Here is a 15,266-nt window from a genome sequence, read left to right on the forward strand (position 1 = left end):
GATGGGACAGTCGACGCGGGTCGCCCTCGACACGAGCGCGCTCATGATGCCGGTCGAACTCGACGTGCGGCTGTTCGAGGAACTCGAGCGGCTGTTGGACGACTACGAGGCGACGATCCCACAGGCCGTCCTCGAGGAACTCCGGCGACTTTCCGAGAAGGGCGGGCAGGAGGGAACGGCCGCGACCGTCGGCCACGACTTGGCGACCGAGCGCTGTCTCGCCGTCGACACGGAGGCATCGTACGCCGACGACGCACTGGTCGAACTCGCCCGCGAGGGCAACGTCGACTACGTCGTCACGAACGACCGCCCGCTGCGCGACCGGGTCCTCGAAGCGGGGAGACCGGTAATTGCATTACGCGGGAGAAACAAGTTAGCGATCACTCAACCATAGATGTACAAACGGGTTAGACTGAAGGACACGGTAGAAGTACCGCCGGAAGAACTCGGCGACGTTTCGCCGGATCGAGTCAAACGACTGCTCCAGGACAAACTCGAGGGGCGCATGGACGAGGAGGTGGGCAGCGTCGTCTCCGTCACGGAGGTTCACGATATCGGCGAGGGGACGGTCCTGCCCAACCGCCCCGGAGTGTACTACGAGGCCGAGTTCGACGCGGTGACGTTCGATCCACAGATGCAGGAAGTCGTCGACGGCACCGTCGTCGAAGTCGTCGAGTTCGGTGCCTTCGTCGGCATCGGCCCCGTCGACGGCCTGCTCCACGTCTCGCAGATCAGCGACGAGTATCTCGCCTTCGACGGCGAGAACCAGCGGCTCTCATCGAACGAGTCCGACCGCGCGCTCGGCGTCGACGACGCCGTCCGCGCCCGCATCGTCACCAAGAGCATCGACGAACGCAACCCCCGGGACTCGAAGATCGGGCTCACCGCGAAACAGCCCGGCCTCGGCAAACACGCCTGGCTCGAGGACGAACACGAGAAACGCGAAGCCACGGCGGGTGAATAACCATGGCATCCGATCGGCTCGTCTGTCGCGAGTGTCACCGGGTCAACGAACCCGACAACGAGACGTGTGACGCCTGCAACTCCTCCTCGCTGACCGAGGACTGGGCGGGCTACGTCATCATCGCCCACCCCGAGGACAGCGAGATCGCGACGGAGATGCAGATCACCGAACCGGGCGCGTACGCCCTGAAGGTTCGCTGACGCGTGACTCGCGACGACACAGACGACGCGTTCGCCGACGACGACCAGCTGCTGGTCCTGCCCGACGCCTTGCGCCACGAACTCAAAGAGCCGATGGGCCCGATCGAGACCGACGCCGACCGGCTCCTCGAGGGCGTCGACGGCCACCTGATCGCCGTCGGCGACGTCGTCACCTATCACCTCCTGCAGGCGGGCCGCCGGCCCGACGTGGCCCTCGTCGACGGCCGGACCAAACGCACCGAGGTCGACGCCGAAATCCGCGAGGCGGTCACCGAGGGCGCGAGTATCGAGGTCCGAAACCCCCCCGCCGAACTGGGCGTGCCGGTCATCCGGGCGCTCCGGCGCGCGCTCTCGACTGACGACCCGACCACGATTCTGGTCGACGGTGAGGAGGACCTCGTCGCGCTGCCGGCGATCGTCGCCGCGCCCGAGGGCGCAAGCGTCGTCTACGGCCAGCCCGACGAGGGGATGGTCCACGTGACCGTCACCGACGACCACCGCGCCGAGATGCGCGAGTTGCTCGAGCGCTTCGAGGGCGACACCGAACGGTTCTGGGAGTTGCTCGAGGGCTGAGTTACCCGTCGTTTCGTTTTCCGAGCGCCCGCTCGAAGACCCGCTGGGCCCGCTCGTACGCGGCCGTTCTGTCGACGATCGGTGCCGGATAGTCGGGCGCGAGTTCGGCCTGGCGATCGGCCGGCAGCGTCGGCCACTCGACGATCGCCTCGGCGGGCACGTCGGCCAGTTCGGGGACGTACTCGCGGACGAACGCCCCGGTGTCGTCGTACTTGGCGGCCTGTGCGACGGGATCGAAGATCCGAACGTCGACCGAGTCGGTCCCCGTCGAGGCGACCCACTGCCAGTTCCCGGGGTTGACCGCGGGATCGTGATCGACCAGCCGCTCCCGGAAGTGGGCCGCGCCGCGTCGCCAGTCGAGCAGGAGGTGTTTCGTCAGGAAGCTCGCGACGACCTGTCGTGGCCGGTTGTGGATGTATCCGTCCCGCTCGAGCTGGCGCATTCCGGCGTCGACGAGTGGATACCCCGTCTCGCCGCGTTTCCAGGCGCGGAAGTCGGCGTCGTCCGTTCGCCACGCGATCTCGTCCGGGAACTGCTTGTAGTTTGCCGTCGCCAGATCGGGGGTGTGGGCGAGCAGGTGGTAGTACAGTTCTCGCCACGTGAGTTCGAACGCGTACTTGTCGACGTTGCGCCGCTCGTCGCCGTCGACGGCGTCCCGGACGTTGGTGACGGTTTCCCAGACCTCGCGGATTCCGATCGCACCGGCGGCCAGATACGGCGAGAGCCGCGAGACGGCCTCGAGCGGGCGCTCGACCGCGGCCGCGAGATCGTCCCGGGTGTCGGCGTAGCGCCGCAGTCCGGCGTCGCGAAAGGACGCGAGGCGCTCGCGGGCGGCCTCGGTCCCCGCTGTTGGGAGGTCGATATCACTGTCCGCGATCGGGATCGGCTCGTCGGCAATGACGTCGGCGAGCGCGTCCGGGTCGGGCTCGGGTGCTGGGGCCGGCTTCGGCCGTTCCTGCCAGTCCGCGTAAAACTGGCTGTGGGTCGGATACGACGGCTCGAGCGTTCGCGGGTCGACCAAGACCGTATCTACGTGGGTCTCGAGGGGGACCCCGAGCGCGGCGTCGACGGCGGCCGTCCGGTCCCGCCGAACGGGATCGTAGCACTCCGTCGTGACGACGCGGTCGACGTCGTACTCCTCGCAGAGGTCGGCGAGGACCTCGGGCGCCGCTCCCGAGCGTACGAGGAGATCGCTCTCGAGGTCGCGGTACCGCTCCCGGAGCGCCCGGACGGTCCGATCGACGAACGCGCGTTTGCGCGCCCCGAGTCGGTCGGTGACCGCGGGATCGAACACGTAGACGGGGAGGACGGGCCCGTCCGCGGCGTCGACCGCGGCGGCCAGTCCCCGATCGTCGGCCGTCCGTCGATCGCGCCGGTGCCAGTACAGGAGCATGGTGGTGCTAGCGACTCGAGGGTGTAATGTCCTCCGCGTGGTGGCCGAACTTCAGAGCCGGAAACCGTGATTCTCGGTTTATATGATTCTCCCATAGAGTGGGAAACGAGATGGTACGTGACGCGCTTGACAGGTGCATCGACGCGATCACGACCCACAACCGGGTCGTGATCGTCGTATTGTTACTGCTGACCGCCGGCGCGGTCGCCGGGATCGGGAACCTCGATACGTCCAATCAGGCCGGCAGCGGCGACGTCGGCGAGACGACGCCCGCACAGAAGGCCGACTACATCGCCGAGAACTACGGCGATCCGGACGACGAGTCGAACGTCTCCGCCGCGCCGGTCTACGTCCGCCACGAGGACGGCAACGCCCTCTCGAAGGCGGCATTGATCGACTCCCTCGAGTACCAGCAAACGGTCCTCGAGAACGATTCGGTGTCGGCGGCGCTCGCCGACGACGGCGGGGTCACCGGTGTCGCAAACGTTGTCGGGGCGCGGGCCGCCGAGGATCCCAACGCGACCCGCGCGGAACAGATCGCCGCCCTCGAGTCGACCGACGACGACGAGTACGCGGCGCTGCTTTCGGAGTCGCTGACGTCGGAGTCGGGCGCGCTCTCCTTGCTGCCACAGCGCTACGAGCCCGGAAGCGCGACCGCCGAGAGCCACCGGATGGTCTTCCGGTTCGAGACCGACGGGGCGGACGGCTCGTCGGGAGTGCCAAGCGACGCACAGCGGGCCCTCTACGAGGCGGCCGACGATCGCGACGAGCCGAACTACTTCACCCTCGGCGAACACGCGGTCGCCGATCTCAACCAGCGGATGGCGTCGAACACGACGACCCTGATCCTGCCGGTCGCGCTGGCGTTGATCCTCGGGATCCTCGCGTTCACCTACCGCGACCTCGTCGACGTCGTCGTCGGGATGATCGGCGTCGTCGTCTCCATCCTATGGATGTTCGGCATCCTGGGCTGGCTCGGGATCTCGGCCGGGATGACGATGATCATCGGGCCGGTGATGATCGCCGGGCTCAGCATCGACTTCGGGTTCCACGTCTTCATGCGGTACCGGGAACAGCGGGGGAGCGACGAGGGGATCCGCCCGCCGATGACGCGGTCGGTCCGCTCGGTCGCCGTCGCGCTTGCACTGGTCACCGTGACGACCGCGATCGGCTTCCTCTCGAACGTCGTCAACCCCGTGACATCGATCCGCGATATGGCCATCGGGATCACGCTCGGGGTCGTCTCGGCGTTTTTCATCTTCGTGACGCTCGTTCCCGCGTTGAAGATCAGTATCGACGGCCTCCTCGAGCGGGTCGGCGTCGATCGGCACAAGCAACCGCTCGGCTACGGTAGCTATCTGGGCCGCGTCCTCGGCGGCAGCGTCACCCTCGCGAAACGGGCGGCCCCGGTCGTCATCGTCGTCGCGCTCGTTGCGGGGTCTGCCGGCGCGGTGGCCTGGCCCGCGCTCGAGCAGGAGAGCTTCCAGCAGCGGACCGAGTCAGTCGCCGACTGGAAGACCGAGCTGCCGGGACCGATGGCCTGGGAGGAGTCTGAGTTCGTCGAGCATCAGCTGTACGTGACCGATCAGTACCGCTCCAGCGACGACAGCGTCGGCCGCTCTGCCGTCCTCATCGAGGGGGACGTGACCGCCGACGGGACCTTGCAACGGGTCGCCGAGGGGGGCGATACCGCCCGCGAAACCGGCGTTGCCTTCGATCAGCAAGGCGTCGAGTCGGTCCGCTCGCCGCTGTCGGTCATCGAAGCGACCGCCGCGGAGAACGACTCCTTCGCCGCGACGGTCGACTCGGCCGACGCGGACAACGATGGGATGCCCGATCGGAACCTCGAGTCGGTCTACGACCACCTCTTCGAGGTCGCCCCCGCGGAGGCAGGGCAGGTGATCGAGCGTACGGACGGCGGGGAATACCGCTCGCTCCGCATGCTCGTCACCGTCGACCGCGGCGACACCTACGACGAGCGCGCCGACGACATGCAGTCGGTGGCCGCGGCGATCGAGGACGGCGACGGGGATCTGACCGCCACGGCGGCCGGCCCGGCAGCGGTCACGCAGGCCGAACTCGGCGAGGTCACTGACGGCATCCTCTACGTGTTGCTCCTCGCGCTCGGCGTAATCGCGGTCGCCCTGATCGGCATCTACCGGCTGAGCGAGGGCAGCGCGACGCTGGGGGCCGTGACGGTCGTCCCGATCGCGCTGGTCGCCGGCCTCGTCATCGGGAGCATGTCTCTCCTCGAGGTCCCCCTGACGCTGCTGACCGCGCTCCTGATGAGTCTGGTCATCGGGCTAGGGATCGACTACAACATCCACCTCAGCGATCGCTTCGCGCAGGAACTCAGGCGACACGGCGGCGTCTACGACGCGCTCGAGGCGGCCGTCGTCGGGACCGGTGGCGCCTTGCTCGGGAGCACGCTCACCTCTTCGGCGGCGTTTCTGGCGCTACTCCTGCACCCGCATCCGCAACTCCAGAGCCTCGGCCTGTTGGTCGTCCTCGCGCTCGTTACCTCGTTCCTGGTGAGCGTGTTGGTCCTCCCGAGCATGCTCGCGCTGTGGGCGCGCTACGCCGACGTGACCGGCGTCGCAGCGGGTGCGGAACCGTCGGCGGCCAGCGCCGGCGACGACTGACGGCGACGGACACGTTTTTATCAGACGAACAACAATACGAACCGTGAACAGGGCACTCCCTGCCGGGTTCGGCATCGGACTGGTCGCCGGCGGCAGTCTCCGCGTCGCGTTCGGGTCGAACTGGTTTCTGGTCCTCGCCGTCGTCACGCTTTATACCGGACTGGGATACTTCACCGTGGAGTATCGCCGACTGTTAACCCGCGAGTATCCTCCGTTCGATCGGTCGGTCGATCGATTCGGCTACGCGATCGGGCTGTTCGGTCTCAGTATCGGTCCCATCGCCGTCAGCCAGCAGTTCACGACGGCCGACGTGAGCCTCCAGCTCTTCGTCGCCTACCTCGGCGTCGTCGGCTTTCTGCTCACCTCGAGCGCCGCGGCGATTGAGAGCGAGCGCGACGCCCGGTAAGGCGCGAGCGGCGGGCTACCTGACGACCGTGTACTCGAGGGTGCCGATCCCCTCGACCTCGAGTGCGACTGTATCGCCGTCCTCGAGCCACTGGCCCAGCTCGAGGCCACAGCCCTCGCCGACGGTGCCGCTGCCGATGACGTCGCCGGGGTGGAGTGTCTCGGACTGGGAGATATGCTCGATGATCTCGGCGAAGGTGTGATACATCTCGTCGACGGTGCCCTCAGACCAGACCTCGCCGTCGATCCTGGCGGTCATCGGGGCCTCGAGGACGTCGATGTCCTCGCGCGGGACGAAGTAGGGGCCCAGCCCGTTCGCGAAGTCCTTGCCCTTCGCGGGGCCGAGCCGCCCCTCCATCTCCTCGCCCTGGATGTCGCGGGCGCTGAAGTCGTTGAAGACGGTATAGCCGGCGATGTGGTCCTCGGCGTCGGCAGCCGAGATGTTCCGGCCGCGTTTCCCGATCACAGCCGCGATCTCGAGTTCGTAGTCCATGATCTGTGAGTAGTCGGGCCACTGGATCGTCTCGCCGGGCGCGACGACGCTGTCGGTGTTGCCCTTGTAGTAGACCGGCAGCTCGTACCAGACGTCGGCGATCTCGCCGTCCATGCTGTTCTGAACGTGTTCCTCGATGGCCATGCAATCGCGCAGCGAGTTGGGACGTGGTAGCGGTGGTAGCAGCCGGTACTCGTCGGGCTCGTGCCGAAGTTTCGCACCACCGGGACCGCGCTCGGCGTCGGTCTCGGCCGCGTACTCGAGGGCCTCGCGGGCGTCCGCGATCGCCCGGTCGCCCCGCTCGAGGAAGGCGATCATCTCCGGCGGGACGTGTGCGTGGGCCAACTCCGCGGGTGCCGGTTCGCCCTCGGCCGCGAGGACGGCCCCGTAGGCCGCCGTCAGATCGACGAGCGTCGCGTCGCCGGCCGCGGTGTCTCCGGACTCGTCGACGGCACCGATGCGCTCGACCGGACCGACCGGGGTATCGACTTCGACCGTTGCGAGTTTCATGCGTTCTCACCTCCGTTCACGGCGCCCGTGTCGCCGTCGGCCGCTTCGTCCTCGAGCATCGCGACCGGTCGCACCCAGCCCGCGCTCGCGTCCTCGATTTTGATGGGGAACGCGACAAGGGGGATGTCGGTCTTGCGCGGCAGTTGATCGAGGTTGGCCATCTTCTCGATCTGGCAGTACTCGACGTCTCGCCCCGCGAAGTGGGCCGGCCACAGTTCATCCTCGTCGCCCGACTCGACGTAGCGCTCGCCCATCGCCGCGAACGGTTTGTCGAAGCCGTAGGCGTCCGTCCCAATCACCTTGATCCCTCGCTCGACGAGATACTTGGTCCCCTCGGCGCTCATTCCGGGGAATTCGGTCAGGTACTCCGGCTGGCCCCACAGCTCGTCGGCCCCGGTCTGTATCAGGACGATCTCGCCGGGCGAGAGGTCGTGATCCAAGTCCTCGAGGGCGGCCTCGAGGTCCGCGACTCCGATCTCCTCGCCGGAATCCATCGATCGGAAGTCGAGGACGACCGCGTTCCCACGGCACCACTCGAGGGGGATCTCGTCGATCGTCTTCGCGGGCTCGCCGTCGACCTCAGGGCCGTAGTGCCACGGCGCGTCGAGGTGGGTGCCGGCATGGGGGATGACCGCGAGGTCCTCCCACGCCAGCCCCATTCCGTCAGGGAAGTCCTCGGGGTCGACGTCGTAGCCCTGTTCCTGCAGGGTCTCGGCGAGTCGCTTCGCGCCCGCCTCGTGGTCGAAGGCGTCGATTGCCGGCGGCGTCGGCTCGCTCGCGACGCCGTCCTCGAGGCCGATGCTGAGGTCGATCAACGCTGCCGCGTCGCCTGTCACCAAACCACTCATAGTAGCCACGATTCGGGCGATCACCGTAAGGATACCTGTCAGGGTCGAATCGGTTCAGCGAACGGTAGCGGGTTCGCCGGAGACTCGAGAACCTATTTACCGTCCGGCGTGAACGTCCCGAGCATGTACGATTTCGTCGTCGTCGGCGTCGGCCCGCCGGGGGCGCGCTTCGCTCGCCGGGCCGCCGAGGCGGGCTACGACGTCCTCGCCCTCGAGAAAGGGACGATCGGCGAGCCGCTCGCCTGTTCGGGCCACGTGAGTACGGACATCTGGGAGTTCACCGGCGAGGGGGCCCGCGAGGACCTCTTTCAGAACGAGATCTACGGCGCTCGCTTTCACGTCGGCGGACCCGGCAGCGACGCCTACCCCTTCTACAAGGACGCGGTCGCCTCGAACGTCATCGACCGCGTCGGGCTCGACCGCCACCTCGCCGAACTGGCCCGCGAGGCGGGTGCGGACGTCCGCGAGAACCACACCGTCACCGGCGTCACCGAACGTCACGACCGGGTCGCGATCGTCGCCAGCGGCCCCGACGGCCGCCTCGAGGTCGAGGCGAAGATGGTCGCGGGCTGTGACGGCCCGCGGTCGCGGGTGCGGGACGAACTCGGTCTCCCACAGCCCGACGAGTTCCTCCACGGCGTCCTCGCCTTTTCGGAGGAGGACGATCACCAGGACTTCGTCGACGTCCATCTCACGCCGCCGACGTTCTTCGCGTGGCGGATCCCCCGCGGCGAGGCCGGCGTCGAGTACGGGCTGGCGGCCCCGCCGGGCGTGCAGGTCACCAAGCACTTCGAGGAGCTGATCGACGGCTACGAGATCGACGTCTCCCATCGCTGTTCGGGCGCGATCCCGGTCGGGCCGCCCGATCGAGTAACGTCCCGACGGGCGTTCCTCATCGGGGACGCGGCCGCCCAGACCAAGCCCTTCACCGGCGGCGGCATCCTCTATAGCATGACCAGCGCCGATCACGCCGCCCGCGAGATCGACCCCGATCGACCGACGACGCTGGCGGCCTACGAGCGCGCCTGGCGCGACGACTTAGCGCGCGAACAGCGACTCGGTCACTGGATCCGGCGCGCCTACTCGCTGCCCGAACCCGTCCAGCGGCTGGGACTGGGCGCGCTGTCGGGCGAGATCGGTGTCCACATGGACCGGCCGACCTCGCTCGTCTCGCCGACCCACCTGAAAGCGATGCTCTCGCGGCTGCGCGGGTAGGCGCTTCGCGGGCTCCACGCGGGAGGAAAAGGCCGCCTCGAGTGCCGGAGCCGACAGACCGAAGGCGTCGGTCACGCAACGGGGGAGCGATGACGGGCCAGCAGTGGCGGGCGGCCGCGATCGGGGTCGTCGCCGGGGCGCTCGAGCGGGCCGGCATCATCGACGGGGAGCGGTTTCGCCCGACGATGGAACTGGCCTGGCCCCGGATCGTCACCGGCTTCGCGATCATGTCCAAGCAGACGGCCGACCTCGCGATGGTCGGGGCCGCCGTCGGGACGGCCGGCACGGCGGGGCTGGCCTTCGCGCTCGGCTACTGGCAGATCGTCACGCTGCTGGGACTGGGAGTCGCGGGCGGGACCGTCACGCTCGTCTCGCAGAACTACGGCGGCGAGGCGACCGATCGCGCGTCGGTGGCGGTCAACCAGAGCGTCGTCCTCGCGACCGCGCTGGCAACCCCGATCGCGCTCCTCTTCCTCGCGGTCCCCGGTCCCCTAATCGCCCTGCTTGGCTCCGGGCCGGACGCGCTCATCCACGGGCGGATCTACCTCGTCTACGTCGCGCCCGCGGTGGTCTTCGAACTGCTGAACCTGATCGCGAGCCGCACCTACACCGGCGTCGGCGACACGTTCACCGAGATGGTCGCCCGTGCCGGCGGCGCGGTCCTCAACGTCGCCCTCAGCGGACTCCTGATCTTCGGCTTCGGCCTCGGTGCCGCGGGCGCGGCCATCGGGACTACTCTCGCCAGCGGGTTCGTGACGGTCGTCCTCGCGTGGGGGATGCTCGGCCGCTCCTACGGCCGGCTCGGGATGGAACCCAGCCCCGTCCCGATCACCCGGTCGGGGCCGTGGTTCGAGCCGACGCTGTTGCGCCAATTGATCGAGATTTCCTTGCCGGAGATCGGCCGCCGACTCGCGCAGGGGGCGGTCGTCTTCCCGCTGCTGTGGATCGCCGCCTCCTTCGGCCCGGTCGTCGTGACGGCGCTCGAGGTCGGCCGGCGGGTGCGGGCCCTGATAAACAGCGTCAACTGGGGGCTGTCGCTGGCCGCGAGTTCGCTGGTCGGCCAACACCTCGGCGCGGGCGAGGAGGCTGAGGCGGGAGCCTACGGCGCGGCGATCATCCGCCTCTCGACGGTGATCTACGCTGTCGCGGGGGCGCTGGTCGTGGTCTTCGCGCGGCCGATCGCGGGGCTGTTCGTGAGCGACCCCGCAGCGGTCACCCAGGCCGCGGTCTTCGTCGCCGTCGGCGCGGTCAGTTCGGTCGGCTACGGGCTCGACGGAGCGGCCGCCGGGGCCCTGCTCGGTGCCGGCGACACCCGCTGGCCGTTCGTCGCGTCGCTGCTCGGTCGGTACGCCTTCGCGCTTCCCGCGGCCGCGCTCGGACTCGTTACGCCCCTCGCCGTCGGCGGGCTCTATCTCGCGCTCTTCCTCGAGACGGCCGTCCCGGGCGGGATCAACTACTGGCTGTTCCACAGCGGGCGCTGGAAGGCAGTGAGCCGGCGGTACCGGCCGTCGTCGGACCCCGGCTGAACGGTCGGCGACGACTCGCCAATCGACCGCCCCGATACCTCCCCGGCCGCGGACTCACGGACGGCTCTCGGCGGCCGCCGTTCGCCGGCCGCGTTCGATCGTCGCTTCCTCGGTGGCGTTTTCGCCCCGTTCCTCGGCGACCACGTACTGGACTTCGACGACCAGCGGCCCGTCGCTGTGGGGTCTGATCGCCTCGTAGAGTCGATCGGCGAGCCCCGATTCCGGGCCGGGTTCGCGCTCGGAGACCGTCACGACGACCCGGTCGACCGACTGAATCGGGTAGTCGCCGTCGAGTTCGACCACCACGTCGTCGCTTTCGAGCCCGTCATAGCGGGGCTGTGCGAGGACCGCCTCGACCTCGTCCTCGGCGGCGGACTCGAGTTCCGTCGTGTGAAAGTCAAGCAGCGTGACGCTCGCCAGCGGCGCGGCGAGTACCAACAGTCCGACCCCGAAGATCGCTGCATAGGTGTAGGTCGGTGTCCGCGTCGGCGACACCTCGAACAGTCCCTGCGGACGGTAGCCGGCGATCCACAGCGTCGCCAGCGCGGCGAGGTTGATCGACAGGAGGTTGACGATCACGAGGCCGGCGGCCCCGATCGCCGCGCCGGACATCCCCCAGGCGACCGTGATCCCGACCGCGGCCGACGGCGGGATCAGCGCCGCGGCGATCATCACGCCGACGATGGCCTCCGAAAAGCCCCGCGTGAGGCTCAGGATGCCGGCGATTCCCGCACCCAGCGCGACCGCCAGCGAGAACAGGTTCGGCGCGACCCGTTCCTCGAGTTCGGTCGCGGCGACGATGTCGACCCCCGCCGGCTCGAGACCGGCCAGCCGAGCCAGCATCGCGAGGGCGACCGAAGCGACGATGACCATCGTTACGCCGGCGATCTGATAGGTGAATCCGGTCCGTTTGAGCCGGCCGTCACCGGTCACGATGCCGACGTTGGCGGCCAGCGCGGGCCCCAGAAGTGGCGCGATGACCATCGCCCCGATCACGACCGCCGGCGAATCGGCCAGCAGCCCCGCCGTGGCGACGACCGCGCTGATCAGTAGCATGACGGTGTAGATCGCGAAGGGCGGCGTGAGTTCGTCCGCCTTCGTCCGGAGTACCTGCCGCGAGGTCCGTGACCCGGTCTGACCGCCGCGGCTGTACCGCTCGCGAAGCGTCGTGAACTCCTCGGAGACGACCGTTTCGGCGTTGATGACGACGACGCTGGCATCGTCGCCGATGCCGGCCCGCTCGAGCCGATCGAGCAGCGGTTCGACGGCTTGAGTCGGGACCGGAAACCGAACGACGGCCGCCTCCCCCCGGCCGCTGGTCTCGTCGCTGACGACGTAGTCGAACCCCTCGTCCTCGAGGACGTCGAGAACGGCCCGCCGCTTCCCCTCGGGGACCGTGATCTCGAGATAGCGCATACTGTGGCCACACTGGTGTCGTGGATAGTACTCGGGTCGGCAGTGGACGGGTATCCGTCAGGCCTCGCTGTCGTCGGTCCCGACGATCCCGCAGGCGATCGCTTCGGGCTCGAGCAGGTCCGTCCCGTCGACGGCGTCGGGATGGACCACGAGGATCGTGTCGTCGGGCATCTCGCTCTCGACCCGTACGCCACAGCCCAGGACCGACTCGAGGTCGTCGACGTCGTCGATCCCGGACTCGCGGTCGAGATACAGGTCGGCGTTGGCCCGCGAGCAGACGACTACGAGCGCCCCTGGCTCGAGGTGTTCGCTCTCGGCGGCTTCGAGCAGGGTCTCGAGCGTGTCGGCGCGGACGGCCTCGAGCGAGCGGATCGTCACGCGCTCGGTGTCGGAGCCGGACGCTTGCTGGGACTGGGTGCGGACGCGAGCGGCCAGTTCCTCGAAGTCGGTCTCGGGGTCGAGATCGGCGGGCATGGGCGGTCGTCGTCGTCGGCCGGCCTTGAGAACTCGGCCGGCCAGTTCCGGCCCTCGAGGGTCGCCGCGAGGGGATTCGTCCGCGACGGAAACGACGGTATCAGCAAGGGCGACAGTCAGGTTCGTCGCGACAGCGGTTTTTACGCACTGGCGGTGTACGACGCCCGATGTCGACGATAGCCGACCTTCGGCTGCCGGCCGCGGAGACGGCGCTTGCCACCGCCTTCGAGCGCGCGCCGGCGGCCACGTTCGAACTCGAGTCCTCGGTATCGAAGACCCGGCCCTCACTGTGGGTGGCCGACGTGGACCGGGAGACGGCCGACGCCGCCTTCGACGCGGACCCGTCGGTCGAGGCCGCCGAACTGCTCGTCGAAACCGACGCCCGGCTGCTGTACGACGTGACCTTCGCCGACGAGTCGGGGACCGGCCGCCTCTGGGAGGACCTGCTGGTCGACGGGGGATCCCTGCTCGAGGCCCGGGCCAGCGACGGCTGGTGGCAGGTGACGGTCCGCTACCGGGACCGCGAGACGCTCTGTGACGCCTACGAGCGGCTGCTCGACCGCGGGATCAACGTCGAACTCCGGCGCGTGACCGACGTGACCGATACCGGCGGCCACGCGACGCGACTCACGCCCGAACAACAGGAGGCCTTGGAAGCCGCCCTCGAGTACGGCTACTTCGAGATCCCGCGCGGGGTGTCGATGGAGGAGCTGGCCGACGAGCTGGGGATCTCGCATCAGGCGCTCTCCGAGCGGTTCCGCCGGGCCTACGAGACGCTGGTCGACGCCGAACTCCAGCCGGCCGGCGAGGGGTCGCGGTTCGATTGACCGCCGACCCCGCCGCCCTCAGGTGCGAACGCGGCACAATCGTTATTTGACTGGCTTGCGTTCGGCTCCACATGGCTGATCTGCTTTCCGACGACGAGATCGAAGCGGAACTCCCCGACGGCTGGGACCACGAGGGGGACGAGATCGTTCGGATCTACGAGTTCGACGACTACCTCCGCGGGGTCAACTTCGCCCAGATGGTCGGCGAGATCGCCGAGGCCCAGTTCCACCACCCCGAAATCATCATCCGCTACGCCGAACTCGAGATCCGATTGACCTCCCACGAGGAAGGCGGCATCACCGAGGACGACATCGAGATGGCGGAACTGATCGAGGCCGAACGCGGGGACTGAACCGACCGTGGACGCCCGCTACGTCTTCCGCGTTCGAGTCCACATAGAGCCCGCTCGGGCGGTCGTCTCGCTCGAGCCCGACAGCGCCGAGACGACGGTGACGCTCTACCGGGACGCGCCGGAACCGGGCACGGAGGGGTGGCTCTTCTTCCGAAACACGCTCTGGCGCGGTGCGGTCGGCGACGACGACTACGCCCGCCGGCTCGCCGCGGAGTGGCTGGGTGTTCCCGAACGGACCGTCGACGCCGTCGATTTCCGCGAACTCCAGGCCGACGAGGCGTACCTCGACGCGCTAACGGAAGCGATCGCGGCCGATCTCGAGGCGTTCAAGGCCGACGACGTCGACGACGCGCTCTCGAAGTATCTGGGCTCGAGCATCCGCGTGACCGATGGCGACTGACGGTCGGTGGTGACGATCGTGTCACGGGAACGGGGTCTCGGGACCCGCAGATAATGGGTGTTGGTAACAACCTTCGCCTACCTTTATATACTCGCTTGTGGCCGCTGTTGGTGATGATCGCGAGCGAACACCGATCGGCGGTTCGGGAGAGACGCGGCTCACGAGGGGCGCGACGTGTCGTGTGTTCCGTCCGCGGCGGCTGGACAGGCCCCGGACGAACGCTCGGGCCGGCGGACGTTCTCGCCGTCGAAGGACGCATCGGCGCAGCAGCCGTCGGACCGACCGGAGGTGACGATGTCCGACCGTGAGCCCGCCGTGTCACTGATCGCCGACCCCGATACGGGCGGGGCGATCGGGGTCGACTGTTACGTCCGCTCGAGCGTCCCGGCCGCCGTCTCCGAACGGATCGCTGCGGTCACCGAGCGGCTTCGGACGCTTCGCGACCGGGGCTACGTCGACGAGTTGCGAATCGACCAGTGGCCGTCCCAGCACGCGACGGGACCGATGCGGACCCGCGACGAACTCGTCGCCGAGTTCGAACGCTGGGCGGACCGACACGACTACTGCCTCGAGCCGGGGTTTCGCCGCCGAACGGTCCCACGCTCGCCGTTCGGCGTCGACGTCGAATCGCACGAACGGGTCCGCGTCCCGCTGGTGGCGCTGGCGCTCTACGAGTACGCGGGCGACGGCGAGACGCTGCGGGCCGTCCTCCCGTGTACGGAACTCTCCTACACCGGCGACGAACGAACCTATACCGTCGACGAGTGGCTCACCGCGGTCGAAACGCGGGCGTTCGACGAACCGGTGCGTGCGTCCCGAATCGACGGCCCGGACGCGCTCTACGGGCGACAATAGCCGGCACCGGGTCCGGAGAACCGACCGCATCCCCCGACGCTAGCCTACCTATAGCAGCGAGAGAGTCCCCGCCGTTTACGGCGGGCGTGAATCGCGTCACTCGACTACACAAACCACCGGTTACTCCTCAGCCGGAGTCTCCTTGGCGTCGAGTCCAGCGTTCAAGAGTTGT

At 68.5% G+C, this 15,266-nt stretch carries 17 protein-coding genes; 12 read left to right on the forward strand and 5 right to left on the reverse strand.

All coding sequences use genetic code 11. The annotated features are described in order from the left end of the window. Nucleotide 1: 1 nt before the first annotated feature. From ACERIM_RS05675 to ACERIM_RS05690, 4 genes are read left to right on the forward strand one after another with little or no spacing between them, the layout of a single operon-like run. The gene (locus ACERIM_RS05675; RefSeq protein WP_006180731.1) at nt 2-394 is read left to right on the forward strand and encodes a PIN domain-containing protein; all 393 of its coding nucleotides are present in this window, start codon (nt 2-4) and stop codon (nt 392-394) included. Then, a complete protein-coding gene (locus ACERIM_RS05680; RefSeq protein ID WP_006180732.1) occupies nt 395-964 on the forward strand; it encodes a DNA-directed RNA polymerase in 570 nt (189 codons plus the stop codon). Between the two features lie 2 nt (nt 965-966). Further along, on the forward strand, nt 967-1,164 hold the full coding sequence (gene spt4, locus ACERIM_RS05685) for a transcription elongation factor subunit Spt4 (protein WP_006180733.1): 198 nt from the start codon (nt 967-969) through the stop codon (nt 1,162-1,164). A gap of 3 nt (nt 1,165-1,167) precedes the next feature. Beyond that, a complete protein-coding gene (locus ACERIM_RS05690; protein ID WP_006647853.1) occupies nt 1,168-1,737 on the forward strand; it encodes a GTP-dependent dephospho-CoA kinase family protein in 570 nt (189 codons plus the stop codon). Between the two features lies 1 nt (nt 1,738). Here ACERIM_RS05690 and ACERIM_RS05695 read toward each other — a convergent pair whose 3' ends face one another. Continuing rightward, nucleotides 1,739-3,130 carry a deoxyribodipyrimidine photo-lyase gene (locus ACERIM_RS05695; protein WP_373631676.1) on the reverse strand — a complete coding sequence of 464 codons (1,392 nt, stop codon included), beginning with the start codon at nt 3,128-3,130 and terminating at the stop codon, nt 1,739-1,741. Nucleotides 3,131-3,240: 110 nt separating this feature from the next. On the opposite strand from ACERIM_RS05695, the gene ACERIM_RS05700 reads away from it, so the two are divergent. Together ACERIM_RS05700 and ACERIM_RS05705 are read left to right on the forward strand one after the other, a co-directional pair. Continuing rightward, on the forward strand, nt 3,241-5,772 hold the full coding sequence (locus ACERIM_RS05700; protein ID WP_373631677.1) for an RND family transporter: 2,532 nt from the start codon (nt 3,241-3,243) through the stop codon (nt 5,770-5,772). A gap of 43 nt (nt 5,773-5,815) precedes the next feature. Next, a complete protein-coding gene (locus tag ACERIM_RS05705) occupies nt 5,816-6,178 on the forward strand; it encodes a hypothetical protein (protein ID WP_006647851.1) in 363 nt (120 codons plus the stop codon). A 15-nt stretch (nt 6,179-6,193) separates the two neighbouring features. On the opposite strand, the gene ACERIM_RS05710 is transcribed toward ACERIM_RS05705, so the two are convergent. Both ACERIM_RS05710 and ACERIM_RS05715 read right to left on the reverse strand, forming a co-directional pair. Continuing rightward, nucleotides 6,194-7,180, reverse strand: coding sequence for a fumarylacetoacetate hydrolase family protein (locus tag ACERIM_RS05710; RefSeq protein WP_373631678.1), 987 nt, complete (start codon nt 7,178-7,180; stop codon nt 6,194-6,196). Further along, nucleotides 7,177-8,028 carry a cyclase family protein gene (locus ACERIM_RS05715; RefSeq protein WP_373631679.1) on the reverse strand — a complete coding sequence of 284 codons (852 nt, stop codon included), beginning with the start codon at nt 8,026-8,028 and terminating at the stop codon, nt 7,177-7,179. Before ACERIM_RS05715 ends, ACERIM_RS05710 begins: the two co-directional genes overlap by 4 nt. Nucleotides 8,029-8,151: 123 nt before the next feature. Here ACERIM_RS05715 and ACERIM_RS05720 point away from each other — a divergent pair, with 123 nt between their 5' ends. Beyond that, nucleotides 8,152-9,243 carry a geranylgeranyl reductase family protein gene (locus ACERIM_RS05720; protein WP_373631680.1) on the forward strand — a complete coding sequence of 364 codons (1,092 nt, stop codon included), beginning with the start codon at nt 8,152-8,154 and terminating at the stop codon, nt 9,241-9,243. Between the two features lie 89 nt (nt 9,244-9,332). Then, nucleotides 9,333-10,769, forward strand: coding sequence for an MATE family efflux transporter (locus ACERIM_RS05725; protein ID WP_373631681.1), 1,437 nt, complete (start codon nt 9,333-9,335; stop codon nt 10,767-10,769). 54 nt (nt 10,770-10,823) lie between these two features. Here the strand turns inward: ACERIM_RS05725 and ACERIM_RS05730 are convergent, their stop codons facing one another. Both ACERIM_RS05730 and ACERIM_RS05735 read right to left on the reverse strand, forming a co-directional pair. Further along, on the reverse strand, nt 10,824-12,185 hold the full coding sequence (locus tag ACERIM_RS05730) for a TIGR00341 family protein (protein ID WP_373631682.1): 1,362 nt from the start codon (nt 12,183-12,185) through the stop codon (nt 10,824-10,826). 57 nt (nt 12,186-12,242) lie between these two features. Then, nucleotides 12,243-12,659 carry a hypothetical protein gene (locus tag ACERIM_RS05735; protein ID WP_373631683.1) on the reverse strand — a complete coding sequence of 139 codons (417 nt, stop codon included), beginning with the start codon at nt 12,657-12,659 and terminating at the stop codon, nt 12,243-12,245. Between the two features lie 167 nt (nt 12,660-12,826). Between ACERIM_RS05735 and ACERIM_RS05740 the strand changes: the two genes are divergently transcribed. The 4 genes from ACERIM_RS05740 to ACERIM_RS05755 all read left to right on the forward strand — a co-directional run bounded on the left by ACERIM_RS05740 (nt 12,827) and on the right by ACERIM_RS05755 (nt 15,094). Then, a complete protein-coding gene (locus ACERIM_RS05740) occupies nt 12,827-13,486 on the forward strand; it encodes a helix-turn-helix domain-containing protein (RefSeq protein ID WP_373631684.1) in 660 nt (219 codons plus the stop codon). A gap of 71 nt (nt 13,487-13,557) precedes the next feature. After that, nucleotides 13,558-13,839: a 4a-hydroxytetrahydrobiopterin dehydratase gene (locus ACERIM_RS05745; protein WP_373631685.1), complete on the forward strand. Its 282-nt coding sequence runs from the start codon at nt 13,558-13,560 to the stop codon at nt 13,837-13,839. Nucleotides 13,840-13,846: 7 nt separating this feature from the next. Beyond that, nucleotides 13,847-14,239 carry an LWR-salt protein gene (gene lwrS, locus ACERIM_RS05750; RefSeq protein ID WP_373631686.1) on the forward strand — a complete coding sequence of 131 codons (393 nt, stop codon included), beginning with the start codon at nt 13,847-13,849 and terminating at the stop codon, nt 14,237-14,239. Between the two features lie 294 nt (nt 14,240-14,533). Continuing rightward, on the forward strand, nt 14,534-15,094 hold the full coding sequence (locus ACERIM_RS05755; RefSeq protein WP_373631687.1) for an HTH domain-containing protein: 561 nt from the start codon (nt 14,534-14,536) through the stop codon (nt 15,092-15,094). The last annotated feature ends 172 nt before the right edge of the window (nt 15,095-15,266 follow it).

The sequence above is a fragment of the Natrinema sp. H-ect1 genome (assembly GCF_041821105.1).
In the GTDB taxonomy this organism is placed as follows: domain Archaea; phylum Halobacteriota; class Halobacteria; order Halobacteriales; family Natrialbaceae; genus Natrinema; species Natrinema thermotolerans.